26 protein-coding genes are annotated in these 24,869 nt (G+C 61.2%); 10 read left to right on the top strand and 16 right to left on the bottom strand.

Annotation, left to right across the window (positions count from 1 at the left end; translation table 11 throughout):
- The first annotated feature begins 111 nt into the window (after positions 1-111).
- Complete coding sequence (locus tag MJQ68_RS10115; protein WP_238750988.1) at positions 112-2,337, top strand: patatin-like phospholipase family protein; 2,226 nt, start codon at positions 112-114, stop codon at positions 2,335-2,337.
- 31 nt (positions 2,338-2,368) lie between these two features.
- Positions 2,369-3,178, top strand: coding sequence for an SDR family NAD(P)-dependent oxidoreductase (locus MJQ68_RS10110; RefSeq protein ID WP_238750987.1), 810 nt, complete (start codon positions 2,369-2,371; stop codon positions 3,176-3,178).
- Here the strand turns inward: MJQ68_RS10110 and MJQ68_RS10105 are convergent.
- The 4 genes from MJQ68_RS10105 to MJQ68_RS10090 are packed head-to-tail and all read right to left on the bottom strand — an operon-like array spanning position 3,156 to position 7,999.
- Positions 3,156-3,857, bottom strand: a complete 702-nt coding sequence (locus MJQ68_RS10105; RefSeq protein ID WP_238750986.1) for an endonuclease III domain-containing protein — start codon at positions 3,855-3,857, stop codon at positions 3,156-3,158. The two genes, MJQ68_RS10110 and MJQ68_RS10105, sit on opposite strands and share 23 nt — an antisense overlap.
- Before the next feature lie 49 nt (positions 3,858-3,906).
- Entirely contained in the window at positions 3,907-6,303 is a 2,397-nt protein-coding gene (locus tag MJQ68_RS10100; protein WP_238750985.1) for a M56 family metallopeptidase, read from the bottom strand.
- A complete protein-coding gene (locus MJQ68_RS10095) occupies positions 6,300-6,662 on the bottom strand; it encodes a BlaI/MecI/CopY family transcriptional regulator (protein ID WP_238750984.1) in 363 nt (120 codons plus the stop codon). Before MJQ68_RS10095 ends, MJQ68_RS10100 begins: the two co-directional genes overlap by 4 nt.
- 50 nt (positions 6,663-6,712) lie before the next feature.
- Positions 6,713-7,999 carry a sensor histidine kinase gene (locus tag MJQ68_RS10090; RefSeq protein WP_238750983.1) on the bottom strand — a complete coding sequence of 429 codons (1,287 nt, stop codon included), beginning with the start codon at positions 7,997-7,999 and terminating at the stop codon, positions 6,713-6,715.
- Positions 8,000-8,206: 207 nt separating this feature from the next.
- Here MJQ68_RS10090 and MJQ68_RS10085 point away from each other — a divergent pair, with 207 nt between their 5' ends.
- A complete protein-coding gene (locus tag MJQ68_RS10085) occupies positions 8,207-8,434 on the top strand; it encodes a DUF433 domain-containing protein (RefSeq protein ID WP_238750982.1) in 228 nt (75 codons plus the stop codon).
- A gap of 1 nt (position 8,435) precedes the next feature.
- Complete coding sequence (locus MJQ68_RS18030; protein WP_406612828.1) at positions 8,436-8,789, top strand: DUF5615 family PIN-like protein; 354 nt, start codon at positions 8,436-8,438, stop codon at positions 8,787-8,789.
- Here MJQ68_RS18030 and MJQ68_RS10080 read toward each other — a convergent pair.
- The 10 genes from MJQ68_RS10080 to MJQ68_RS10035 all read right to left on the bottom strand — a co-directional run bounded on the left by MJQ68_RS10080 (position 8,786) and on the right by MJQ68_RS10035 (position 18,367).
- Positions 8,786-10,168, bottom strand: coding sequence for a sigma-54-dependent transcriptional regulator (locus MJQ68_RS10080; RefSeq protein WP_238750981.1), 1,383 nt, complete (start codon positions 10,166-10,168; stop codon positions 8,786-8,788). The genes MJQ68_RS18030 and MJQ68_RS10080 overlap by 4 nt on opposite strands.
- Before the next feature lie 3 nt (positions 10,169-10,171).
- Complete coding sequence (locus MJQ68_RS10075; RefSeq protein WP_238750980.1) at positions 10,172-10,549, bottom strand: hypothetical protein; 378 nt, start codon at positions 10,547-10,549, stop codon at positions 10,172-10,174.
- Positions 10,550-10,634: 85 nt separating this feature from the next.
- Positions 10,635-11,813, bottom strand: a complete 1,179-nt coding sequence (locus tag MJQ68_RS10070) for an ABC transporter permease (RefSeq protein ID WP_238750979.1) — start codon at positions 11,811-11,813, stop codon at positions 10,635-10,637.
- Between the two features lie 20 nt (positions 11,814-11,833).
- Positions 11,834-13,162: an ABC transporter permease gene (locus MJQ68_RS10065; protein ID WP_238750978.1), complete on the bottom strand. Its 1,329-nt coding sequence runs from the start codon at positions 13,160-13,162 to the stop codon at positions 11,834-11,836.
- A gap of 26 nt (positions 13,163-13,188) precedes the next feature.
- Complete coding sequence (locus MJQ68_RS10060; RefSeq protein ID WP_238750977.1) at positions 13,189-13,854, bottom strand: ABC transporter ATP-binding protein; 666 nt, start codon at positions 13,852-13,854, stop codon at positions 13,189-13,191.
- A complete protein-coding gene (locus tag MJQ68_RS10055) occupies positions 13,851-15,299 on the bottom strand; it encodes a TolC family protein (RefSeq protein WP_238750976.1) in 1,449 nt (482 codons plus the stop codon). Before MJQ68_RS10055 ends, MJQ68_RS10060 begins: the two co-directional genes overlap by 4 nt.
- Positions 15,296-16,543: an efflux RND transporter periplasmic adaptor subunit gene (locus tag MJQ68_RS10050; protein ID WP_238750975.1), complete on the bottom strand. Its 1,248-nt coding sequence runs from the start codon at positions 16,541-16,543 to the stop codon at positions 15,296-15,298. Before MJQ68_RS10050 ends, MJQ68_RS10055 begins: the two co-directional genes overlap by 4 nt.
- 398 nt (positions 16,544-16,941) lie before the next feature.
- Positions 16,942-17,154: a hypothetical protein gene (locus MJQ68_RS10045; RefSeq protein ID WP_238750974.1), complete on the bottom strand. Its 213-nt coding sequence runs from the start codon at positions 17,152-17,154 to the stop codon at positions 16,942-16,944.
- Between the two features lie 41 nt (positions 17,155-17,195).
- Positions 17,196-18,086 (bottom strand): ROK family protein, encoded by an 891-nt coding sequence (locus tag MJQ68_RS10040; protein WP_238750973.1) that lies wholly within the window; start codon positions 18,084-18,086, stop codon positions 17,196-17,198.
- Positions 18,087-18,157: 71 nt separating this feature from the next.
- Positions 18,158-18,367, bottom strand: a complete 210-nt coding sequence (locus MJQ68_RS10035; RefSeq protein ID WP_238750972.1) for a hypothetical protein — start codon at positions 18,365-18,367, stop codon at positions 18,158-18,160.
- Positions 18,368-18,420: 53 nt separating this feature from the next.
- Between MJQ68_RS10035 and bcp the strand changes: the two genes are divergently transcribed.
- A complete protein-coding gene (gene bcp, locus MJQ68_RS10030) occupies positions 18,421-18,876 on the top strand; it encodes a thioredoxin-dependent thiol peroxidase (protein WP_238750971.1) in 456 nt (151 codons plus the stop codon).
- 2 nt (positions 18,877-18,878) lie between these two features.
- A complete protein-coding gene (locus MJQ68_RS10025) occupies positions 18,879-19,505 on the top strand; it encodes a LysE family translocator (RefSeq protein WP_238750970.1) in 627 nt (208 codons plus the stop codon).
- On the opposite strand, the gene ruvC is transcribed toward MJQ68_RS10025, so the two are convergent.
- Positions 19,502-20,077, bottom strand: a complete 576-nt coding sequence (gene ruvC / locus MJQ68_RS10020; RefSeq protein WP_238750969.1) for a crossover junction endodeoxyribonuclease RuvC — start codon at positions 20,075-20,077, stop codon at positions 19,502-19,504. The two genes, MJQ68_RS10025 and ruvC, sit on opposite strands and share 4 nt — an antisense overlap.
- A gap of 141 nt (positions 20,078-20,218) precedes the next feature.
- Between ruvC and MJQ68_RS10015 the strand changes: the two genes are divergently transcribed.
- The 3 genes from MJQ68_RS10015 to MJQ68_RS10005 are packed head-to-tail and all read left to right on the top strand — an operon-like array spanning position 20,219 to position 22,737.
- Positions 20,219-21,244, top strand: a complete 1,026-nt coding sequence (locus tag MJQ68_RS10015; protein WP_238750968.1) for a lysylphosphatidylglycerol synthase domain-containing protein — start codon at positions 20,219-20,221, stop codon at positions 21,242-21,244.
- Entirely contained in the window at positions 21,241-22,116 is an 876-nt protein-coding gene (locus tag MJQ68_RS10010; RefSeq protein WP_238750967.1) for a DUF3108 domain-containing protein, read from the top strand. The genes MJQ68_RS10015 and MJQ68_RS10010 overlap by 4 nt, the downstream gene beginning before the upstream one ends.
- Positions 22,117-22,737, top strand: a complete 621-nt coding sequence (locus MJQ68_RS10005) for a DUF4230 domain-containing protein (RefSeq protein ID WP_238750966.1) — start codon at positions 22,117-22,119, stop codon at positions 22,735-22,737. It abuts the gene before it with no gap.
- A gap of 6 nt (positions 22,738-22,743) precedes the next feature.
- Here the strand turns inward: MJQ68_RS10005 and MJQ68_RS10000 are convergent, their stop codons facing one another.
- Positions 22,744-23,199: a TonB-dependent receptor plug domain-containing protein gene (locus tag MJQ68_RS10000; RefSeq protein WP_238750965.1), complete on the bottom strand. Its 456-nt coding sequence runs from the start codon at positions 23,197-23,199 to the stop codon at positions 22,744-22,746.
- A 72-nt stretch (positions 23,200-23,271) separates the two neighbouring features.
- On the opposite strand from MJQ68_RS10000, the gene MJQ68_RS09995 reads away from it, so the two are divergent.
- On the top strand, positions 23,272-24,852 hold the full coding sequence (locus tag MJQ68_RS09995; RefSeq protein WP_238750964.1) for a glycoside hydrolase family 32 protein: 1,581 nt from the start codon (positions 23,272-23,274) through the stop codon (positions 24,850-24,852).
- Positions 24,853-24,869: the final 17 nt, after the last annotated feature.

Below are 24,869 nucleotides of genomic sequence, written 5' to 3'. Positions count from 1 at the left end.
GGGAAGCTATGCGTGACACTGGCCGGGCCTCCACGGCCCGGGCGCCCCGGCTACAAGCCGGGAACCGCGGGAACGCGGGAACACCTACTTTCGCCCCACACTATCTCTAGTATGCCTCGCCTGCTTTCGTTGCTCCTTATTCTATTGCTCTGCACCTGCGGCCCCGCCCAACTCTGGGGGCAGCAGAATGACCTGAAGGTAGGTCTCGTGCTCAGCGGCGGCGGGGCTAAGGGCTACGCTCATATCGGTGCCCTGCGCGTGATCGAGGAGGCGGGCGTGAAGATCGACTACATCGGCGGTACCAGTATGGGGGCCATCGTGGGCGGACTCTACGCCGCCGGCTACAGCGCTGACCAGCTCGAGGAATTGCTGCGCAGTATCGATATCCTGAGCGAATTGCAGGATGCGATCGCGCGCGAAGACCGCACGATCTACGAAAAGCTGTACCAGGAAAAGTACCTGTTGAGTATCTCCATGCAGAGTTTTGGTATCCAACTGCCGACGGCGCTTTCCGACGGGCAGCGGGTGCATGACCTGTTTGCTAACTGGACGGCCGCAGTGGGGCACGTGCGTGACTTCAGTCAGCTGCCGATCCCCTTCCTGGCCGTAGCGACCGACCTGGAGACCGGCGACGGCGTAGTGATCGAAACCGGTATGCTGGCCGAAGCCATGCGGGCCAGCGCCGCCCTGCCCGGCGTGCTGAGCCCCTTTGAGCTGGACGGCCGCCTGCTGACCGACGGCGGGGTATCCAACAACTACCCCGCCGAGGAAGTGAAGGCCAAGGGGATGGACTACATCCTGGGCATCAGCGTAGAAGCCGACCCCCTCAAGGCGGGCGACATCAAGAGCGTAGGGGATCTGATCATGCAAATCGCTTTCTTCCAGGCCAACCGGCGCAACGTGGAGCAGTACGAAGTGACCGACATGGACATCAAGCCCGAGCTAGACGGCTACTCGGTACTAAGCTTCAGCGACATCGATACGCTGATCAATGCCGGCTACACCGCGGCTCTGGCGATGAAGCCGCAGCTCGATAGCCTGGCCGCACTGCAGGGGAGTGCCTCCACAACCCGCGATACCTCCGCGGCCCGCGTGCCGGAGTATCTGAATGTAGGAAGCCTCACCATCAGTGGTAGCGTAGAGCTCTCCGACCGGCAGATCATGAGCTACTTCCCGGATACCCTGCCCGGGCGCATCAGCTGGGAAGACTTTCGGGAGGGACTCACCGCCCTGCACGTCACCGGCCGCTACGCCAACATCAACTACCAGTGGTCGTACACGGACGACACCGAAGATGAGGTAGACCTGGAGCTGCTGTTCGAGCAGACCCCGGCCTTCGGGCAGCAGCTGCGGCTGGGCCTGCACTACGACCCCGTATACCGCGCCAACGTACTGGTGAACCTGACGCTGTACGACGTGCTGGTCAACAACAGTCAGGCCAGTCTGGACCTGATCGCCGGCAACCGCATCCGCTACCGCTTCGACTACCGGATCAACCGGGTCAATGGCTCGGCCTTCGGACTGCGGAGCAGTCTGGACTACGCCGACGTAGGCTTCGATGTGCCGGAAACCCCCGTAGATCCGCTGCGGGTAGTGCTGGACCGGCTAGACTTCCGCTTCAACGACCTGGACGCCGAGCTGTACTGGGACCTGCGCCAGACCCAGAATAGCTTCACCGGAGTAGCCGCGGGACTCAAGTACTACACCACCAACTCCGACCAGCTGGCCGCAGCGGATACGTCCGGACTGTTCGGCCTCAACGATGAACTGTACTTCGTGAGCAAGACGTACTTCCTGTACGATAAGCTCAGCCAGGCCCACTTTGCCCTGCGGGGGTTCCGCATACGGGCCGAGGCGCGGGCCGTACACCGCATCGGCGGCGACGCCAATGGCTTTTCCCTCAACGGCGATCTTGACGTTCTCGGACTCCTGCCCCTCGGCGAAAAACATAGTCTGGGCCTCGACTTCAGTGCGGGAGGCTTTCTGGATCGGAGCACCCTACCCTACCGCTACTACCTGGGCAGCAATAACCAGAAACTGCTCAATAACTTCAAGGCCTTTCCGGGCATCCCACTGGGGGAAGCATCGGGAAGCAATCTGCTCATGGCCGAGGTATTCTGGCGCCGGCGCCTATTCACCAGCCACTACCTGCACGTAGGTGCCCGAGGGGCACGACTGGGTAACCCCGAGAATTTCCCGAGTTCTATACAGTCCACCTACCTGGGAGCGGGCGTGCTGGGCTACGGACTGAGTACACCCCTGGGGCCGATAGAGCTGACCTACGGCTACGGCACGGAGGGGGGAGCGGTTCACTTCAACCTGGGTCACTGGTTCTAGGCACCCCCCGGCAGCTACCGTACATTACGGCATGCAATTCAACGAAAAAGTCGTGGTGATCACCGGAGCCGGCTCCGGGATCGGCCGCGAACTGGCCTGGCAACTGGCCGCCCGGGGCGCCGTACTGGCCCTCAACGACTACAACGAGACCAGCCTGGAAGAGACCTGGGCCGAACTACCCGAACGCACGCGGGGCCTGCGCAAGGTCTTCGACGTAGGTGACCAGGACGCCATGCGCGCCTTTGCCGACGAGACCCATAAAACCCTCGGCCGGGTAGACGTAGTGATCAACAATGCCGGCATGAGCGTACGCCAGCAATCGGTGACCAAGCTGGACATCGAGGCCTACGAGCGAACGCTGCAGGTCAATCTCTGGGGCGTGATCTACGGCTCGCAGTTCTTCCTGCCCTACCTGCGCCAGCAAGCTGACGCCAGCCTGGTCAATATCAGTAGCGTGTTCGGGCTCTTCGCCTTCCCGGGTTCGGGTCCCTACAACGTGAGCAAGTTCGGCGTGCGCGGCTACACCGAGACGCTGCGCGTAGAGCTGGGCAAGCTGATGCACATCTGCTGCGTCCACCCCGGCGGCATCGCCACCAACATCCACCGCAACGTGGTCATCGACGACGAGCGGGAGCGCGAGCGCTTCATCCGCAACTTCGAAAAGCAGGCCAAGACCACGGCCGCCCAGGCTGCCGGCAAGATCATCAAGGCCATCGAAACGAAGAAGCGCCGGCTCCTCATCGGCCGCGACGCCTACTGGATCGACAAGATCACCCGCCTGATGCCGGGCAATTATGAGCGGGTGCTGGCTAGGTGGTTTAAGCCGGAGCAGTTTTTGTAGCAGCAGATGCATCCTGAACATACCGACACCGCGCACTCACCACGCACTTCCCACACTTTGGGTGGGAGTACGTACACACCCGCTGCCCGTGCTTGAACAGCAGCTTGTGAAAATTTAGTAGCTCATCGGCGTCCTGCGGCAGCATGTCCAGAAGAGCCTTATGGGACTTTGCCTGAGTGATCTTGGCGGGCAGGATACCATAGCGGGTACTCACGCGGTGTACGTGGGTATCGACGGGCAGGGCGGGGCGGCGCAGGGAGAACAGCAGCACGAACGTAGAGGTCTTGAAACCTACGCCGGGTAGCTCCATCAGTAACTCCTGGGCCTCTTCTACCGGCATATCGGCTAGGAACTGCATATCCATCTTACCGTAGCGCTCCAGGATGATGTTGAGCAGCTCCTTGATGCGGGGCGCCTTAATCTCGGGCCAGCGGCTGGTCTGGATGCAGGCCTCGATACCCTCCACGGGGGCGGCGGCTACGCCCGTCCAGTCGCCGTAGGTTTCGAGGAGCTTGTCGTAGGCGGCCTTCTCGTCGGCGTAGTTGGTACGCTGACTGAGGGTGGTGGCGATGAGCTGGTCTACGGCAGACTTCGTACTGTAGCGGGTCTGCCGGCCATATTCCGCTTCGAGGGTGGTGATGAGAAAGTGGAGGTGGGTTTCAGCAGCGGTATCGAGCATCGTCGGGGGGGTGAACTACCCTTAATAGGTTACTTCACCCCCCGGATGTTTAGCGCCGCGAGTGCTTTGCGATCTTGTAGTCGATCAGGTCGCGCAGGTCGTCTCCATCACGCCGGTTATCGCGCACGAACTCGGGTGACACCTGGTGAATCCGCAGGTCGATCAGGGTGCGTAGAGAAATTTTGCCGTACCCCAGATCTGCATAGGACGCCACGAACTCAGGGGTCACGCCATGGATACGTGCATCTACGAAATCGCGTACCCCCATGTCCGTATACCCTAGGTCGCGCATTCCCTCTACCAGCTCGGGGGTCACGCCGTGGATACTAACGTCTTGCAGGTCGCGCAGGCCTTCAAATTGCAGACCCAGCTCTTGCATCTGTTTAGCCCTGCGGGCGCTGACGCCATGGATCTTGGCTGCAACCACCTCGTCGAGGGTCAGGTCAGCAAAACCGAGACTGGCCAATTCAGCGGTATACTCCCTGTCGATACCGTGAACGGAGGCCTGAGTAGCCTCGTCTATGCTCAAGTTATCGAGCCCCGCCTCACGCAGCTCGCGGATCTTGCGGGCACTCACGCCGTGGATCTTTGCACTGACGATCTTCTCGGCGGATAGGTTTTCGTACCCCAGCGAAGCCATTTCCCGCGCATACTCCGCATCGATACCGTGGATGGCGAGCTGGATGATCTCGTCAAAGGCGAGGTTTTCAAAGCCAAGGGAAGCCATTTCCCGCACGAACCCGGCGTCGAGCCCGTGGATCTTGGCCTGCACGACCTGATCCAGGCTGAGGTCGTCGAAGCCGGCATTGGCCAGATCGGTGAAGTAGGTTCGGTCGATGCCAAAGATGCGCAGCTGCACGATCTTTTCTAAATCCGGTTCTCCGAAGCCGGCCTCCTTCAGGTCGTAACTCACCTGGGTCAGGGTGGCCCGGTCGATGCCAAAGATGGCCACTTGTACCAGCTCGTCGTGACTGGGAGCGTAGGTATCCTTCAGGAATGCGACGTAGTCCGCATCGATGTCCGTGAGCAGGAAGTGAATCAGTTCGCGGTCGTCGAAGTCTTCGAACCCGGCCCGGCTTAGCGCGGCGGTGAAGTCGGGGGCGGGGGTGAATGCGTAGGTGCCCACACCGGTAGTACCCTCGAAGATGCCCCGGAAGGTGAGAGTGCCGGCGGCGCGGATCAGGGAGAACTCCCCCATACTGCCCCGCGGCAGACTACCCAGCTCGGCGGTACCGAAGCAGTGGTTGGTATTCATCCGGTAGCTGCCGCGTTCTCCGGATTCGATGAGTGCCATACAAACTTCGTTGCCGTCGATCTCGGCGGTCCAGCTACGGCGAACCTCACCTGCGGGTGCTGGCGCCGGGGGCGGGGGCGGCGGCGGCGGTACCGCGATTGGAGCGGGCGGCGGCGGTGCGGGTGCGGGAGGCGCCGGGGGCGGCGGAGCAGGAACGGTGGCCGCGGGCGCGGGCGCGGGAGGCGGTGCCGGTGCCTGGGCGGTAACGGGATTAAGCCAGCTCAGCGATACCAGCAGCAGGGCGGGCAGGGCGAGGTATTTCCAGCCGGAGCGGGGGGTGGATCTTTTTGCTTTCATCATCAGTATGCGTTGTTCGAGTACGTTTTGGTTGTAGCCGGTTACCAGGCCGTGGGCGTGTCCGGGTACGGCCACCTGCAGCAGGCTCATCTGGTAAGCGACCGGATCGGTGCCCCCGTGCAGCACTTCGCCGTCGGTGAGGTATTCGAGGTTGTTTTCAATGGCCCGGCGGTACCACCAGGCGAAGGGATTCCACCACTGCACTACGATCAGTAATTCGGCCAGTAGCAGGTCGATGCTGTGCCGCTGGGTCACGTGCACGCGCTCGTGGGTGATGATGCTGCGGTAGGTCGCCGGATCGTAGGTGGCGGGGTTGAGGAAGATGTACGTCCAGAACGAATGGGGCGCCAGGTCGCTACTCAGTTCGACGATCCTGACCCCGTCGATCTCGTGTGCGGGGTTCTGCTTAACCCGTCTCGCCAGCACCAGTAGTTGTATCAGAAAATGGAACCCGAAAACGAGCACGCCAAGTAGGTAAGCGTACCAGATCGTGTTTGACCAGTCGATTGTAGTAAGGAGTGTAGCGTTGCCATTAGTCGACACGCTATCCGTATCAGGCGTGTTGCGTGGTGCACTTGCCGCAAGGGAGATGTCTGGACCGAGCTTCTCCGCAGGAGAATGCATCTGCGTCATAGGTGTCGTATGCGCTGTATGTGCCGTAGGGAGGGTGACGTCTATGCTCGTCGCTACGGACAGGTAGGCCGGTACGGTGACCAGCGGCAGTAGAAAACAGGCCACCATACTCCCCAGCAGTACGAAGCGGTTGAGCTCGAAGTGGGTCTCCCGCCGCAGCACGAGCCAGTAGTAGAGGTAGCAGACGGCGAGGAGCAGTCCGGCGTGGAGCAGGTAATTCATCCCTGTTGGTCTTTGATGAGTTTGACGAGCCGCTCCAGTTCCCCGGCATCCAGCTTTTGCTCCCTGGCGAAGTAGTTGACCAACTTCATCGGGGAGTTGTCGAAGAAGCGTTGCACAACGTCGTCGACGGCTTTTTCCTGGTAGGCCTCTTCGGCTATTAGTGGGTAGAATCTGTAGGCGTTACCCAACTTTTCGTGGGCCACGAAGCCCTTTTCTTCCAGGATTTTGACTATGGTGGACACCGTGTTGTAGTGCGGTTTCGGCTCCGGTAACTCCTCGATGATCTCCTTGACGAAGGCCCGCTCCAGTCTCCAGAGCACCTGCATGAGTTGGGCCTCCCGCCTGGCTAATTTTTGCATAACTACTAATTAATTAGTACCAAAGTAGTACTAACCGATTAGTATTACAACTAATTACTTAGTTTTATTTTGAATCGCGTCCATCCGTCCGCTTCCGTGACCAGTTGATACTGGGCACCGTGGGCCTCCAGGACATCACGGGAAAGGGTCAGTCCCACACCCTGTCCGGTACTTTTGGTGCTGAAGAAGGGCGTGAAAATGTTCCCCTTCACCTCTTCCGGAATACCCGGGCCGTCATCGGCCACGGTGATCGACCCCTCGTCGACATTGCTGTTGAGGATGATCCGGCCCCCTTCACCGATGCTTTCCCGGGCGTTGGTCAGGGCGTTGATGATCACTTGCTCCAATTGAGCGGGGTCAACACGGCGCAGCAGGGGCCGGATATCCAGTTGGTAAGTCAATTCGATCGCGGCCCCCTCGAGCAGTGGTTGCATCACCCCGCCGGCGGCCACTAGTATCGCATTGAGATCGACGCGTTGCAGTTTGGGTACCGGCAGGCGCACTACCCGGGCGAAATTACGCATGAAGCCCGTCAGGTTCTCGGCCCTGTTGATGACAGGGGGTAAGTATTCGGAGGCAATTTCTGGCAGATTGGGGTCTTTCTCCGTGGCGATCTCCAGTAGGCTTTTCAGCAGGGAGACGATGGCGGCGTTCGAGTTATTCACCTCGTGGGCCATCATACGGATCACCTTACCGTAAGCTTCTTTCTCAGCCTGTAGGAGATCGGCCGTCACATCTTGCAGCACCACGAAGCCCCGCTCGAAGCCGCGATCAATGAAGGTGGCGTACTCGACGTGGATCCGGCGGTTGTCAGCTGTAGTATACACCCGCTTGTCCCCCGCCTCCTCCACGCCGTTAGCTGATGGGGCAGCCGCTATGACCTTTTCAACGAATTCCTGCTGCTCACCCCGCAATTGCCGCACCCAGGGGTTTTCCGATTCTACCTTTCCATCGAAGTCCAGAATAACGATACCGACCTCCGCGGCGCTCACCAGCCGGTCCAGAAATTCCTGCCGCTGCCGCCCCATTACCCGCTCGGTACGCAGCTGGTCGATCATACGGTTGTAGACCGTACCGAGGCGGTCCATCTCCGGACTGCCGGTAGGGGTCATTTTGATGGAGAAATCCTGATCGGACAGCGCGCCCACCCCCCGGCTCAGCAGATCGAGCGGGGCTACCAGTACCTGATAGAGCCGGTAGCCCAGGTAGGCGGAAAGTAGCAGGATCATCTCCACCAGCAGCAGCACCGGTCCCCGCCCGATCACGAAGTAGGCCATTACCCCCAGCAGCAGGTGCAGCACGGTGAGGTAGGCGACGTACTTGAGGGATGTGGACATGCGGGGGGGAACCTTATCTTTAGGGTACAACGTTACTGGATTGTGGTTACGCTCGCTCGTCTACTCCTACCGATCTTGGCCAACCGGACTTGAGGGGTGCCGTAACTTGAAGCAGATAGGTCAGAAAGTAAGCGCGCTCAACTTCAGCGTTAATTTGACAAAAATGCTTCTTTATCAGTGAATAAGGGCAACTAGATTGTACGATCAATGAATTATAGAGAAAGAATACACTCCGACCCAAACGTAATGCTTGGTAAACCAGTGATAAAGAATACGCGGATCGCTGTAGAGCATATCCTGCAAAAGATGGCTGATGGCTATTCATCGGTCGATCTCGTTGGCATGTATCCCGGTTTAGAACAGGTAGATATAGATGCCTGCTTAAACTACGCAGCGGCGGTGGTAGCTTCGGAAGAGATCATAAAAGCTGCTTGATTTGATTTATTTAGGCGATGAGTGTTTGAATGGATTTCTGGTAGCAGATCTACGAAGTGCAGGCTTCGACCTCGAGTGGATTCGTGAAACCAACCCTGGTATAAAAGATTCTGAAGTTATTGAACTAGCAAAAGCTAGTGGGCGGGTTCTAATCTCAGAAGATAAAGACTTCGGAGAATGGGTCTTTGCTCACCGTGTGTCTGGGCTGACCATCATCTTTCTACGGTATTCTAAAGCAGAGTATTCGACGATTTTAGATTCCCTATTTACTGTGCTCAGCAAACTACCATTTAGTACAAATGAGCACTCGTTTGTTACCATCACGGCAGGTAAGATTAGGCAACGTAACATTTAGCCAATCCCGTACTTCTCCACCCGCCGGTACAGCGCCGCCCGCGTCAGCCCCAACTCCCGCGCCGTAGCGGTGATCTCGCCCCCGTTGCGGCCCAGCGCCGCGCGGATCATCCTGATTTCCATCTGCTCCAGCGTCACCCCCGAGGGAGCGAAGTTCGAGGCCACGGGCCGCTCGCCCGCCTGCCGCTCCAGCTGCTCGGCGCTCAGGGTGTCTGCCGGACTCAGGATGGCCGTACGCTCGATCAAATTCTGCAGCTGGCGCACGTTGCCGGGAAAGGGCTGCCGGCGTAGCCAGCTTACGGCCCCACTATCCAGCATCAGCCCGGTCCGGTCGTAGCGGCGGCGGGCGCTAGCCAGGAAGTGGTCGGCCAGCAGGGCAATGTCGCCGGGCCGTTCGCGCAGGGCCGGCAGGTGGAGGTGGATCAGGTTGATGCGGTACAGCAGGTCTTCGCGGAAGGTACCCGCCGCCACCATCGTATCCAGGTTCCGACTGGTGGCACTGACGACGCGAACGTCCGTGGGCCGAGGCCTACCCTCCCCCAACCGCTCATACTGCCGCTCCTGCAGCACGCGCAGCAGCTTGACCTGGGCGGCGGGGGCCAGATCGCCCACCTCATCCAGAAACAGCGTACCGCCCTCGGCCAACTCAAAGCGCCCCCTGCGGTCACTACGTGCATCGGTAAACGCACCGGCGGTGTGCCCGAACAGCTCCGACTCGAACAGCCCCTCCGGCACGCCGCCCAGGTTTACGGCTACGAAGGGGCCGCCACTGCGTTTACTGGCGCCGTGGATGGCCTCGGCGATAAGCTCCTTACCCGTACCGCTTTCGCCCGTCACGAGTACGGAGGCCTGGGTGGGGGCCACGCGACGAGCCTGGTCGATCACGCCCTGTAGTGCGGAAGAGGTGCCGATGAGGGGGGCGAAGGGGTCCGCTGTTTTAGTGGCTTTCTTTGCACCTGCGTGCTCCGCCAATTCCTCTCCCCCAGCCCCTCTCCAAGGGAGAGGGGAGGTAACCAGTTGTGTTTTGATGGCGTTCAGGAGCTCGTGGTTGTCCCAGGGTTTGGCGATGAAGTCGCGGGCGCCGGCCTTCATGCCCTCTACGGCCAGTTGTACGGTCGCCCAGCCGGTCATCTGGATGACGGGTAGCTCGGGGTAGGCCGCCAGGAGTTCGCCCAGGAGTTTCATGCCGCCGCGGCCGCTGGTCTCGATGGTGAAGTTGAGGTCGAGCAGCACGACATCGGGCGCAAATTCAGCCACGGCCGCCGCCGCCTCCGCCGGGTAGTAGACGCTGCGCACCGTATAGCCCGCCCGCCGCAGCAGGAGCTCCAGGCTGGTACAGACCGTGCGGTCGTCGTCGATGATGAGTACGGAGGCGGCCACTACCTAAATCTTTTTGGGCTCGGGGGCGACCGGGATATTCAGGCGCTTGCGCAGTACCCGGGCCTTTTCCTTGGCACGCTGCATGACCTCCGCGTCGTCGCCCCGATAGTCGATCGACAGGCGGTTGCGCCGGGTGTCCAGGCTGTACGCGATACCGTCGTCGTCGGAGGTGGTCCAGTCGCCGCTGAAGCGGGCGTTGACGGTCACCCCGGCCGCCTGCGCGAAGGCCTGTACCAGGTCGGCCTGATCGACCGTCGTGGTGCGTAGCGAGTAGGTATAGTGGGTGCCGTCCTCGCTTTCCAGCTGTTGGGTACGGCTATCTTCCTGGGCGGGCACGCAGGTGCAAAGCAGAAGGAAAAAGGTAATGAGTAGTGTTTTCATGGTGTGCTGTTAGTTGTGTCGGTAAGGATAGTTGATAGAATATAGCGATGTACGAGCGGCGGACGAGCAAGCCCGGCCGACGAACTTATTCTTCGTGCAGTACCGTAGCGGGATGCAGCCGCGCCGCCTGCCGACTAGGGATCAGCGCGCACAGGGCCACGATCAGCAAGATCGTAGTAATCGCCGCCCCGATACCCAGATAAAAATACTTCCCGGGGATCGGGAGCAGCTCCAGCAGGGGCAGTTGCACGGCAAAGAAGGTACCCAGCAGCAGACCGGCGACCGTCACTACGAGCACCTCACCGACGAACTGGGCGGTGACGGCAGCGGGTGTAGCGCCCATGGCCTTGCGCAGTCCGATCTCGGCGCGGCGGCGGTTGATCTGGGTGAAGAGTACGCCGAATAGGCCGAGGGCGATGTTGATGAGCAGGAAGCCCGAAATGATCGTCATGATGGCCAGTGGGATCACCACCGGTCGATTGGCCTTCTTCCGGTCGGCCTCCATGTTCCAGATCACTACGTCGGTGTTCTTGGTAGCGTCTACCAGCAGGCGGTATAGGGGCTCTTCCGCTTGTGCGGTACGGCCCGGTGCGGTGCGCACGATGAGCTGCTGGAAAGGCTCACCCGTGAAGTTGGACTGCGGCGGCAGAAACACATGGGGGTACGGCTCTTCGAAGTTGCTGTGGTACTTATAGTGGTCCACCACGCCGATGATCTTGTGGGACTCACTGCCGAGGATAAAGATCGTGTCGACGATCGATTCGGCATCCGGGTAGAAGTTGTCGTGGAACGTCCCGTTCACTACGATGGGCGGGTACTTCTCGTTCTCATCGCCCTCCTCAAACCAGCGGCCGTCGCGCAACTTCATGTTCAGGGTGGAGGCGTAATCCCGCTCCGCGAAGGTCAGGGTGACGTGCGCGTCGAAGCCGTTGTCGTCCCCGCCGATGCCCCAGGTAGATCCGCCGAAGGGGTTGACGAAACCCAGGAAGGTCACGTCCTCTACGCCCGGCAACGTGCGGATATCCCGCTTGATGCGCTCCTGTAGGCGGAGCACGTCCAGGGAGTCCATCTCGTCGTCGATATCGATGGCTACGCCGAGCATATGCTCCGTCTGGAAGCCCAGGGGTGCGTTGTAGCGATCCAGGTTGTAGAGCGCAAAGCTGTACACTCCGAACAGGACGATGAAGGCCAGTAGGATCTCCAGAAACAGCAGGCTATTGGTCCGCCGTTTGTTCCACATGAGTTTGAAGAGATGAGTGAGCATAGCTTGTAGTGTTAGTGGCGTTAGCGGAGGGCGTCGGCTACGTTGGTCCGGCTCATCCGCAGCGCGGGTAGGAGGCCGGACAGTAAACCGAATACCGCAATGAGGAGCAGGAAGTAGACGAATACCCTGGCGGAAAAGGCCAGCCGTACGATGCCCAGCAGATCGTTCGCATTGATGTAGCGGATGAGCAGCAGGGCCAGGGCCAGGCCGATCAGCCCCCCGATCACGGTCAGCACCATATTCTCGAAGAGAAACTGGTAGAGGATGCTGCGGCTGTCTGCCCCAAAGGCCTTGCGCACCGCGATCTCCGACCGCCGTTCGTAGACCCGGCTCACGCTCAGGTTGATCAGATTGATCAGGGGTAATGCCACGAAAAGCGTGAGCAGGGTGATCAACGGAATAAACAGCAGCAATTTGGCCTGCCGCAGGTCGTCTTCCTGCATGATCTCGGCAGCCATCTTTTCCGTAGCCGTGGCTGCCGTGAGTTTGAGGATCTCGTAGTCTTCGTCTCCCGACATATCGTAGGTCTCGGCAATGAAATGAATCTCATCGATGATACCGGCCGTATGCGCTTTATCCTCGGCTTTAAATACGGCATTGAAGGGACCCGATATATTATCACTCTGTAGTTTGCGGTTATCGATCGTGGTATAGGGCATGAATACATCTCCGTTGATGGAGTCGTCGTCTTTATAGGGGCGTGCCACGATTCCCGCTACGGTGAAGCGCTCCCGCCCCAGTGCGATCTCACGGCCGATCACGTCCGCCGTTACCTCCCCGAAGTACTCCCGTGCAACGACCTCGGTGATGACAACCACCTTATCCGCCCCCGCGACCGCGTCGGCCGTGAAGGGCTGACCGTACAGAAAATCAAAGTCGAAGACCTCCCAGTAGTCTGCATCCGTGTAGCAGGTTGACATGGTCAGCTTGCGCCCGTCCAGGTACGCATCCACGAATCCATCGTTGCTGTAGAAGGTATAGGACGCTACGCGGTCCAGCCCGCGAAGCGTCTGGTCTAGGAAGTGGAAGGCCAGGTTACCGGTGGAGTTATTCATGCCTCCCTCTCTGACGTTAGCCGTGCTATCGTAGCGCATACGCCCGTCGTCCATCCGCACGCTATCCACCACGTAGGTCGTATCGTAGAACTGCAGGATCCGTTCGGCCTGGGGTAGGAAAACCATCTTGTTTACATCCGTCATCGGCGGGTTCGCCCCGAACATGGCATCGCCCATCGAGGTGATCAGCATCAGGATCATCAGTGTAAAGCTGATGCCGAACAGGCTGACGAAGGTATAGAAGGGCTTGCGGCGCAGCACCTTCAGGGCCAGGGTGAGGTAGTTCTTGATCATGGCGGGTTTGTTTTAGTGGCGTTGGATCAGGATACCCGTTCGCCGTCACTCAGCCGGACCAGCCGGTGCGTCATGCGGGCCATCCGCTCGTCGTGGGTCACCATCACGATGGTGGTACCGAGGTCCGTATTCAGGCGGGTGAGGATATCCATGATCTCTCCGCCCATGTGACTATCGAGGTTACCAGTGGGCTCATCGGCCAGGATGATATTGGGTCGGCCGACGATGGCGCGGGCAATGGCCACCCGCTGCTTCTGCCCCCCGGAAAGCTGGTTCGGGAAGTGGGTGGCCCGGTTGCTCAGCCCCACTCGTTCCAGTGCATCCAGCGCCAGCCGCCGCCGTTCCTTACCGCCCATTTTGCGGTACAGCAGGGGCAGCTCTACGTTATCCACTACCGACAGGTCGTTGATCAGGTGGAAGCTCTGGAAGATGAAGCCCAGCTGCTCGTTGCGGAAGCGGGCCACCTTGCTGCCGTTGTAGCTGGTCACCGGCTGACCGGCCAGCACCACGCTGCCCTCGCTGGGCTCGTCGATCAGGCCCATGATATTGAGCAGGGTCGACTTGCCGCAGCCCGACGGTCCCATGATGCTCAGAAATTCCCCGTCCGGCACGCTCAGGTTCAGGCGCTGCAGGGCCAGCGTCTCGATCGTGTCGGTGCGGTAGGACTTGGATACGTTAGTCAGCTCGATCATCGGTACAAAGGTTTGTCGTTGATAAAATCATAGAGGGTCAGCCGGGCCAGATTCGTGTAGGTGAGCCAGTAGGCGCGTAGGGTCTCGGCGTAAGCGCGGGTATTCTGGTCGCGGTTTTGCTGGGCGAAGGTGAGGTCGGTCAGGGGGATGGCCCCCAGGGTATAGCTTTCCTGACTGATGCGGAAGCGCTCCTCGGCCAGGTCGCGGATACGGGTGGCCAGCAGCAGTTCTTCGCGCACGGTCCGCCACTGGTCGAGAAGCTGGGTGAGCTGGCTCTGCAGGCCGATCTCCGTGCGCTCGCCCAGTTGGCGGGCCAGGGTGATCTCGCTATCCGCCCGCTTGTTCAGGGCGCGGCGCTCCCCCCAGTCGACCAGCGGCACGGCGAAGGTCAGGCTCACGATGCGTTCGTTCTGGGGGTCGCGGTACACGGGTTCCAGCTCGTCGGCATTGCGGATCAGGCCGATGCTGGCGTTCAGGTCTAGCCGCGGACCCAGCTCGCGCCGCGTACGGTCGGCTTCCCGTTCGGCGGCGAGCGTACGCCGCGTGATCTCCAGCAGCTCGGGGCGCTCGGCGAGCAGCGCGGTCGCCCGGGCGGCGGTGACCTCCAGGTCGGTCAGTATAGTAGTGGTTTCCGGGGCTTCGGGCTCCAGGAGCTGGCCGGTATACAGTTCCCCCAGGTACTGCAGGATAGCAGCCGAGGCGGCCCCCACCAGCCGCTCGGCCCGCAGCAGATTCTGTTCGGCGCTGGCCTGCTCCAGTTCGAGCTGCACGAGGTCGCCGCGGTTGATCTTGCCCAGCTCGAAGCGCTCCTCCGCGATTCGGTAGAGCGTCGCGTTGGCCGCCCGGTTGGTTTCGGCGATGCGGCGCTCCTGGTCAGCGCTCACCAGATCGAAGAACAGCACCGTGGCGTCCAGGGCGGCATCAGCCCGGGCGGCATCCAGGGCCCGATCGGTCACCAGGGCCTGCAGGGGCAGCAGGCGGCGGTCCCACTTCCAGGGATTAAAGGCTAGCAGCGGCTGCTGGAAGGTGAGTCGCACCGGCGCGCCGTTGTAGCTTTTGGTCGACTGGGCGAAGTTGTCGGTGCGCTGCAGGCGGGTTTCTAGTCCGATCAGTCCGCCCGTAGCCCCGATGCGCTGGTTGGCCAGCAGCGAGACGGAGGAGTTATTCAGCTCGATCTCCCGGAAGGCGATCGTGCCGTCATCCTGCGTCACCTCGGTGGAGGTACGGAAGTAGTTCGGCAGGCTGGCCGCCAGGTCCAGGCGGGGTTTGAGGCTGGCTTGATAGGCCGTGAGTTCCAGCTCCGCCGCTACAGCCTGCTGGCTGGCGACGAGTACATTTTCAGCGCGTTCGGCAGCCCGTACCTGCAGTTCGTTCAACGATATGCCCTGGGCGCGTACGCAGGTGCAGAGTAATACCAGGAGGGGGATCAGGTAGGACCGGCTCATTCGTCTAGTTTGAAGGCGGTGACCCGTTCCAGCTCTTCGCTGTCGGAAATGATGATCCGGTCGCCGGCGGATAGCCCGCTGGTCACCTCTACGAAGTCGCCGTTACGCATGCCTACCCCGATCTCTCTGCGCACCGCCTCGTCTCCATCGACTACGAAGACAGACTGTAGCCGTCCGCCCCGGAAGGCCGGTCCGTTCTTGACGCGCAGTACGTCTTCTACTTTGTTGGTGATCACGAAGAGCTCGGCCCGCAGATTGGGTCGCAGTTCGAGGTGGCTGGGATCGTCCAGCTCTACCCGGAAGCGGACTAGGTTGTCGGTCACCTCGGGGAGGATAGCGGTCACCGTACCCGGCAGACGGGTGGTAGCCGTGCGTAGCTCGACGGGCAGGCCCACCGCGAGCTGATCGGCGTAGCGGTCGGAGGCACTGCCTTCCACCTTATAGCGGCCGAGATCGGCGATGCGGGCCAGGGCCGTACCCTCCGTCACCTGCTGCCCGATGTTCTCATTCACCCAGGTGACCACCCCGGCGCGGGGGGCGCGTACCTCGGTTTCCCGCAGGCGGCGGCTGAGCTGACTCACTTCCTTTTCCTCCATGCCTACCTCCAGCTGCAGGGCGCGTTTGCGGCCGGCCAGGCTGTTCTGGCTGTAGGCGAGCTGGTTGTCCAGCTTCTTGGCTTCCAGCTCACTGATCTTCACGGCCAGCTCGGCGGATTCTACTTCTTCCTGGGTAGCTCCGCCGATCTCCTGCAGGCGGCGGGCATCGGCGAGTTGGGCGCGGGCGGCGGCCAGCTCCAGCTTCTTGATCTCGGCGTCGTAGGTGAGTTCCTGCAGGTCACGTTCGTACTCCAGGCCCAATAGTCCGATGCTGTTTTCCTTTACGGCCAGCTGATCGCGGCGCCCATCGAGTTGGAGCTGTACGTAGTCGCGGTCGAGCCGCATCAGCAGGGCGCCGGCCGCCACTTCGGTACCGGCCGTGAGCAGGACTTGGGAGATCGTGGTGGCTACTGGGCTATTGAGCTGCTCCTCGAAGGCGGGCAGGACCAGAGCGGTCGCATTGATAGTATTGACCACTTCCCCCCGTTCCACCGTAGCAAAGCGCAGTGTATCCTCATCCGCAGAGGGGCGCAGCAGACGCAGGCCGTACCATACGGCGCCCCCCACGAGCAGGAGGATAGCCAGCCAGCGAAGGAGCTTTCCACGCTTGCGGCGCGTGACGGCCTTGGTGTCTAGGGTACGGTCCATGCCGGGAGTCGGGCAGGAACCGTGCCAAGAAATTTAGGTGCTGATAATCAGATTATTACGTAGGATGTAAAACTAGATGTGTTCGATATCGGACACTAGTCTGTGCGGTTTTAAACCAGGTCGAGGCGTTGTACGCCGAGTGCATGCTCCATCAGCCCTTACACTCGGCGTGCAACGCCTCGACCTTGATTACAGCAGAGCAGCACAGAACACACCCGCAGAATCACCCAACTGCGGCCGTAGGATCGGTGTATCCCGCCGGGGGTTGAAGAGGTGCTCTTCGATCTGGTTAATTACTGAGGTATAGATCGACCCTTCGCTAATAGTATGATCTATCCATTCGGCACCCTCCTTTGGGAGCCGCCCGGCAATAAGGTCGATAGCTACGTTGGTATCGATTAAGAACGGTGACTCCACTCTCCCCGAACTTTATCCGCATGATCAAGTAACTCCTGACTCGGCGTATCAATAATCCCAATCCAGGATTTTCGGCTTTTCGTACCGCTCTTTTGAGTTGCCCCTTCCTGAACTATCTCTATATCCTTGACCGATTCGAGATAGCGGATCACCTCCATTGCGCGCTCGTGCAGTATGTTCAGTCGGATAGTCATGACGAAATGTTTAGCTATAAACGAGTATTTAGCACCGATAGTTACAGCAGAGCAGCACCGAACACACCCGCAGAATCCCCCAACTGCGGCCGCAGGATCGGTGTATCCCGCCGGGGGTTGAAGAGGTGCTCCTCGATCTGGTCGATGCCCTGGGTATACAGCTCTTCGATGTTGCTGAGTCCGCCGCCGAGGACGATGGCGTCGGGGTCCAGTACGTTGATGATGTTGGCGATCCCCTTGGCGAAGAAGTGGAAGAAACGCTCCAGGGTACGGGTGGCGGCCGGGTCGTCTCCGCTGCGGAAGCGGTCCACGATCTCGCGCATGCCCCGGGAGGTGCCGCTCATGCGCAGGTAGTAGCGCTCCAGGGCGGGTCCGGCCAGGATCTGCTCCGTGCACCCTACCCGACCGCAGTAGCAGTAGGCGCCGGAATGGTCCAAAAAGGTATGGCCCCACTCTCCGCCGATGCCCTGGGCGCCGCCGATGACGCGTCCGTCTACCACCACGCCGCCGCCGGTGCCGGTGCCCAGGATCACGCCGAAGACGACCCGGGCGTCGGGTACTTCGTCCGGCACGGCACCGAGCAGGGCTTCGGCGATGGCCAGGCAGTTGGCGTCGTTGGCCAGGGTGAAGCGCTTGCCGGTGAGGCGCTCCAGGTCGCGGCCGAGGGGATGGCCGTTCAGGACGACGGTATTGCTGTTCTTCATCAGGCCCGTCGGGGGGTCGATGGTACCGGGGGTACCCATCCCAACGTGCTCAGCCGTGAGGCCGGTAGCTTGTTCCAACTCAGTCACGACCCGGGCGATGCGCTGCACGATGTGGTCGTAGCCGCCCTCCCGCTCGGTGGGGATGCGGCGGCGCTCGAGCACCTTACCGTTGTCGTCCAGGACGGCGCCCTCGATCTTTGTTCCCCCCAGGTCGATGCCGAATTTCATAGTGGCTTGCTTTGCGGCAAAGTACGCCACCCTCCGCGAAGATCCTGCGCACCAGCGGCCCCGCCCCGTACTTAGGTCTGCGGCAGCAGTAACCGGCGTACCAGCAAGTATACCAGCGGACCCAGAATAGGAAAGAGCAGAATGGCGTATACGTAAGAATTGCTGTATCCGGCCTGCTTGCGGGCGGCCATATCTTCGCGGGCGATGCGGAGGATGGGGCGGTAGATGAGCACAGCCACGATGATGACGGCAATGCCGAGTAGAAGGGTGGTGGTGGGCATAGGGGGGCCTTTGCCCTTCTGAACCCCGTGTGCGGGTCCTTGTTTGAGTCGGTATGATCACACTGCAAGCGGGCGACCAAGCGCCGGATTTTACCGGCACCCTACAGGACGGGGCAACTACTTCTCTGGCCGACTATGCGGGCAAGCGTCTGGTCCTCTTTTTCTACCCCAAGGACGACACACCGGGCTGTACGGCCGCCGCCTGTAGCCTGCGGGATCACTACGGGGAGCTGGAGCAGGAAGGCTATTCCCTACTGGGTGTGAGCCCCGACAGCCCCAAGAAGCACCAGAAGTTTATCGATAAGTACGGGCTACCCATGCCGCTGATCGCCGACGAGGACCATAGCATCATGCAGGCTTACGGCGTGTGGGGACCGAAAAAATTCATGGGCCGGGAATACGACGGCGTGCACCGCACGACCGTAGTCATCGATGCAGCCGCTAAGATCGAGCGGGTCATCGCGAAGGTGAACACCAAGGACCACGCCGCGCAGCTACTCTCCGCCTAGCTTTGCTGAGTTACGTCTTCGAGGGTATACGGGCGGGCCTGCTGCTGTCGCTGATCGTGGGGCCGCTGGTGGTGCTGCTGATCCAGCTGAGTCTGCGGCGCGGTACGCTCGCTAGCTTTGCGGCAGCCACCGGCATCTGGACCAGCGACCTGCTGTACGTCGCCGCCTCCCACCTTGGTCTGGAGGGGCTGGAGCGGATCCTGGACCACCGACACATCAACGAGATCTTCGGTACGGTAGGCGCGGTGCTGCTGATCGGTGTAGGGCTGGCCATGTGGTACCGCAAGCCACCGAGTCTGAAGGGTAAGAAGATGATGCCCTCCCGGCGCGGTCTCCTCAGTGCCTGGGGACAGGGCTTTCTACTCAATATGCTGAACCCCTTTACGGCCTTTTTCTGGTCGACCTTCGTGGTGACGCAGGTGCATAACCGGGAGCTACTATCCGCGGAGGCCCTGGCGATCTACGGCGGCATTGTAGGCACGATCATGCTAGTGGACTCGGCGAAGGTGCTGGGAGCACGCAAGCTCCGCGAGTTTCTGAAGCCGGCTACGATGCTGCGTGTACAGCGGGTGGGGGCGGTGGCGCTGGGACTGTTCGGGCTGGGGCTGGCGGTGCGGGTGTGGTTTTAACGCACGCGGCCGGCATTAGCCTGGATGAATCCTTCCCAGCCGCTGAAGCGTTTGCCGCCGGGGATGGCCGTACGGTTCTGGTAGAAGTGGCACATGGCCGCGCCGAGCGCGTCAGTGGCATCGGTGAGGTGGCGGCTGCCGTCGAGGTCGAACTCAGTTTCGAGCATGGCGGCAACCTGTTCCTTGCTGGCGTTGCCGTTGCCGGTCACGCTCTGCTTGATCTTGCGGGGGGCGTACTCGGTGACTTCGAGGCCCTGCCCGATCGCGGCGGCCATACAGACGCCCTGGGCCCGGCCTAGCTTGAGCATCGACTGGGCATTCTTACCGAAAAAAGGCGCTTCGATGGCCATCATGCTCGGCTTATGCTCGCAGATGACCTGGGTGAGCCGGCGGTGGATGAGCTCCAGGCGGCGGCTGTGGTCCTTGAACTGGGCCAGTTTGAGCACGCCGAGCTCGATGATACGGCGGCTGCGGGGATGTATCTCGACTACGGCGAAGCCCAGGACCACCGTACCGGGGTCGACCCCCAGGATGCGGTATACGGCTGGTTCGGAAGCAGGTGTCGGAGCCACGGGGGCACGGGGGATTTGAGTGAGTAAGTACGGAATTTGCAACGCGGACGCCGCAGCCGAGGGATACATAACGCAGGCCCAAGGTAAGCGGAATTTACTGAGGCCAACAAATTTTTTGCTTTTCGGCCGGCCTACAACTATTTGGAGGGTTCGCCGCCGTGGCGGCCCCGTGCGCTACTTTCGTGCATCGACCAGCGCTACATAGACCGCCTCCTACCCGCCCCGGCCGTACGCACCTGGGCCCTGCGCCTGCTGGTGGCCGCCGCCCTGTTGGTATTCGCCTACCAGTGCATCAGCGTGGGCCGGCGGCTAGACTGGCCGGCCTTTGTACTGGCCCTGGGCCGACCAGGCAACTGGCGCTACCTGCTCCTGGCCGTAGCCATGATGCCCCTCAACTGGCTGCTGGAGGCACGCAAGTGGCAACTGCTCCTGCACGCCTTTCTGCCGTGGTCGTTCGGCAAGGTCGTGCGCGCTACCCTGGCCGGAGTGAGCCTGAGCGCGGCTACCCCCAACCGGATCGGGGAGATCGGCGGACGGCTCCTCCTGGCCCGGCGGGGGGAGTATACGGGCGTCGTAGCCTCCTCGCTACTGGGCAGCGCATGTCAGTGGGTGGCCTTCCTGCTGCTGGCCTGGCCGGCGCTGGTGGTCACGGTGGGGGGCGTGGTACAGGGGCCGTGGCAGGTGCTGGGGGGGTGGCTGCTGCCGCTCGGTCCGCTGCTCGTCGTCGTGCTCGCGGTGGGCGGACGGCCCCTCATTCTGCGGTTGCTCCGCTGGATCGAAGGGCGCTTCCACCGGCCCACGGCGGAGCTGCGGGCCTCGCTGGTGAACGTTAAGTATACGCTAATGCTGCGCAGTAGCGCCTACGCTTGCCTGCGGTTCAGCGTTTACTGTGTACAGCTCTACCTGCTGCTGTGGTTCTTCGGACTGGAGCTGCCGTGGTGGACGGGGCTGGCGGGGATCGCGGCGATCTACCTGGTGCAGGCGGGCATTCCGCTACCGCCGGGGCTCAATTTCGTAACCCGCACCGAGCTGGGCTTGTTACTCTGGCAGGTGGACGCGGCGGACGGTGTAGCGGTACTGGCCGCATATACCGCCCTGTTTAGCGTTAATGTATTACTGCCCGCGCTACCCGGCTACTGGCTGATCGTGCGGAAAAACAGATCATGATGAACTCGGTCCTCCTCAAATGCTGCATGCTCTTCCTGCTGGCGCTCCCGGCCGGAACCGCTGAACCCACCCCGGCCACTAATCCCCAGGCCCCCGCACCCGCGGCCCCGCCCGCTGCACACACTACCGACGTTTGCAGCATCCGCAACACTACCTTTCAGTCCGGCGAGCAGATCGTCTATAAGCTGTACTACAACTGGAACTTCGTGTGGCTGGCCGCCGGGGAGGTCACCTTCGACGTACATGATCTGCCGGAGCAGTACCGGGTCACGGTGCGCGGACAGACCTACCCCAGCTACGAGTGGTTCTATAAGGTGACGGACAACTACACCAGCTACCTCGACAAGGAAACGCTGCTGCCGCAGCTACACATCAAGGACATTCAGGAGGGCGGCTACCAGAAGTACGACCGCACCAAGTTTTACCAGGACGAGCAGCGCATCGTCAGTCACCGCGGCCGTACGGCCCAGGAAACCAAGCCGAAGTACATGAACGTGGACCCCTGCATGCACGACCTGATCTCCATCGTCTACTTTGCGCGCAACCTCGACTACGACCGCCTGAACAAGAACCAGGAGATCCCCATCAATATATTGATGGACCAGGAGATCCACCCCCTCAAGATCCGCTACCTGGGGCCCGAGGAGGACGTGAAGATCAAGGGCAGCGGCCGCTACAATACGCTTCGCTTCAGCCCCCAACTCATCACCGGCGAGCTGTTTAAGGAGGGCGACGAGATGAAGATCTACGTGAGCGACGATGAGAATAAGATCCCGCTGCTGATCGAATCGCCCGTCTCGGTCGGCAGCGTCAAGGCGGTGCTCCACTCCTACCGCGGCCTCCGCTACCCCATGCAGGCCAAACTCGACTAGATGAACCGCACCGTACTCACCCTGCTGGTCTTCGTGCTCGCATTCGCACTCGGCATCGCGTCGCTCGCGCTGTGGCAGTCGCGGCAGCAGGATCAGCGGGTGCACGAGGAGGCCACCATCCTGCTGGATCGGGTGCGCAACGTCATGAAAATGGTGACCGTGGAGGGCGACGTGAGCGAGCTATTCAGCTCTACCTCCTCGCGCGATGTCACGCTGTACCTGCCCCTCCCCTCCCGCTTTTCGTTCGATAAGAAGGCCACGGTAGAAGTGCGCGGCACCGTACTGGTGGGCTACGACCTGGAGCAACTGGACATCTCCGTAGACCCCGACCGGCGCATCCTCACCCTGCGCAACCTGCCCGAGCCGGAGATCCTGGCCATCGACCACGAGTTGGTGTACCGCGACCTCAACGAGAGCTGGTTCAACTCCTTTAGCACCGAAGACTACAGCCGCCTCAACCGGCGGGCCAAGGAGCGGCTGCGGGACGAGGCCCTGGAAAGCGACCTACTGGCGCGGGCGCGGGTGCAGGGCAATGCCGTGATCGAAGGCATCGAGTACCTGGCCCGTAGCGCGGGCTACGAGGTCGTGGTGGTCGAGGGTGAGCGACCCATCCGGCAGTAAGTATTACTACTTCTTCAGTTTGATCTCGATCACCCCGTTGGCACCCTGCATGCCGTAGCGGTTCGTGTCGCTGACGTTTTTGAGCACCTGGACGCGGGCGATCTCGTTGACGTCGACGGTGGAGTAAACGTTGCTGAAGTTGTTGCCGATGGGGGTGCCGTTGACCACGAACAGGGGGGTGGAGTCGGAATTGAAGTTCACGTCACCCCGAATACGCACCGTAGCGCCGGGTCCGCTGCCCCGTACCGAAACGCCGGCTACGCGCCGGAGGTAGGAGGTCAGATCAGTGCCGGTCTCGGCCGCGTCCACCTCCACGGAATTGCTGCCCCGCGATGATCGGATGGCCCGCGTGGCGGTATCGGAGTCCTGCTGGGCAGCAGTACGGGAGGCCGTGGGTGTGCAGGCGCTGATGCTCAGGCACAGAAAAGTGAAGCAAAGGAGCCGTATCAGTAGGTGTTGCATGACCGAGGTTTTTAAGATAACGATGGAGGGGGTAGCTTTGTGAACGTCCCGTCACGTACAAAACAAGCGTATATGAAAGTGTTTTGCGTCCTACTGTCCTGCATATTACTCACGGGCTGTAGTACCAATGGCGTGCAGGATGTGGGGTCCTCTCCAACTAGCACACCGGCAGACACCTACGACGAGACCTACCGCCCCCAGGTCCACTACTCCCCCCCCACCCAGTGGATGAACGACCCAAACGGCATGGTCTACTTCGAGGGCGAGTACCACCTGTTCTACCAGTACTATCCCGACAGCAACGTCTGGGGACCCATGCACTGGGGCCACGCCGTGAGCCCGGACCTGCTGGAGTGGGAAAACCTTCCTATCGCCCTCTACCCTGACTCCCTGGGCTGGATCTTCTCCGGCAGCGCCGTGGTGGATCATGACAATACCAGCGGGCTGGGTACGGACGATCAGCCGCCCCTGGTGGCCATATTCACCTACCACAACGACCCACTGGAAAAGGCCGGGCGCGACGACTTCCAGTACCAGGGCATTGCCTACAGCACCGACCGGGGCCGGACGTGGACCAAGTACGCCGGCAACCCCGTCGTGCCCAACGAAGAGCCCATCCGCGACTTCCGCGACCCGAAGGTGATCTGGGATGCGGAGCGCGAACAGTGGCTCATGGTCTTTGCCGCTCAGGACCACGTGATGTTCTGGCGCAGCGACAACCTGATCGACTGGGAGCACCTGAGCGACTTCGGCAAGACGTACGGTGCCCACGGCGGCGTGTGGGAGTGCCCCGACATCTTCCCCCTGCAGGTGGAGGGCAGCGACGAGACCAAGTGGGTGCTGCTGCTGAGCATCAATCCCGGCGGACCCAACGGCGGCTCGGCCACCCAGTACTTCGTGGGCGACTTCGACGGCACTGACTTCACCCTCGATCCCGACTTCGCGACGGAGGTAAGCGACAGCGCGGCCGTATGGCTGGATTACGGGCGCGACAACTACGCTGGCGTCACCTGGTCGGACGTACCGAAAGAGGATGGACGCCGGATCTTCATCGGCTGGATGAGCAACTGGGACTACGCCCGCGACGTACCCACCACCGTCTGGCGCAGCGCGATGACCGTGCCGCGCACCCTGAGTCTACAGCAGACAGCGGAGGGCTACCGCCTATTCTCCAACCCGATTGCGGAGCTGACCCAGCTCCGCGGTGCACCGGAGATGTTCCACGGGGAACCCTCCCTGGAGCTCACCACCGCCTCCGGGGCGCACGAGCTGGAGCTGGTCTACGCACTGGACGAGTCGGTCACTACCCCCTTCGGCGTCGCGCTGCGCAATGCGGAGGGCGATGCCCTGGAGATCGGCTACGATCCGGAGCGAAAGGCGTTCTACAGTGACCGGCGGGGCGCGGGTGCGAATGACTTTGCCGACTCCTTTGCCCCCGACCGCACGTGGGCACCCCGCCTCAGTAGCTCCGATACGCTGCGCATGCACCTCATCTTCGACCGGGCCTCGGTCGAGCTGTTCGCGGATGGGGGATCTACGGTGGTCACGGAGATCTTTTTCCCCATCGAGAGCCTCGACCAACTTACTGCCGTCGGAGATAATCCGGTGATCGAGGGAACTAGCTATCCCCTGCGGAGCATTTGGAAGGAATAGCTCTAGAACTACCGCAG

It is taken from the genome of Neolewinella maritima, from assembly GCF_923081025.1.
In the GTDB taxonomy this organism is placed as follows: domain Bacteria; phylum Bacteroidota; class Bacteroidia; order Chitinophagales; family Saprospiraceae; genus Neolewinella; species Neolewinella maritima.
The sequence above is the reverse complement of the archived record's forward strand: the minus strand, read 5'-3'. Positions and strand labels throughout refer to the sequence as shown.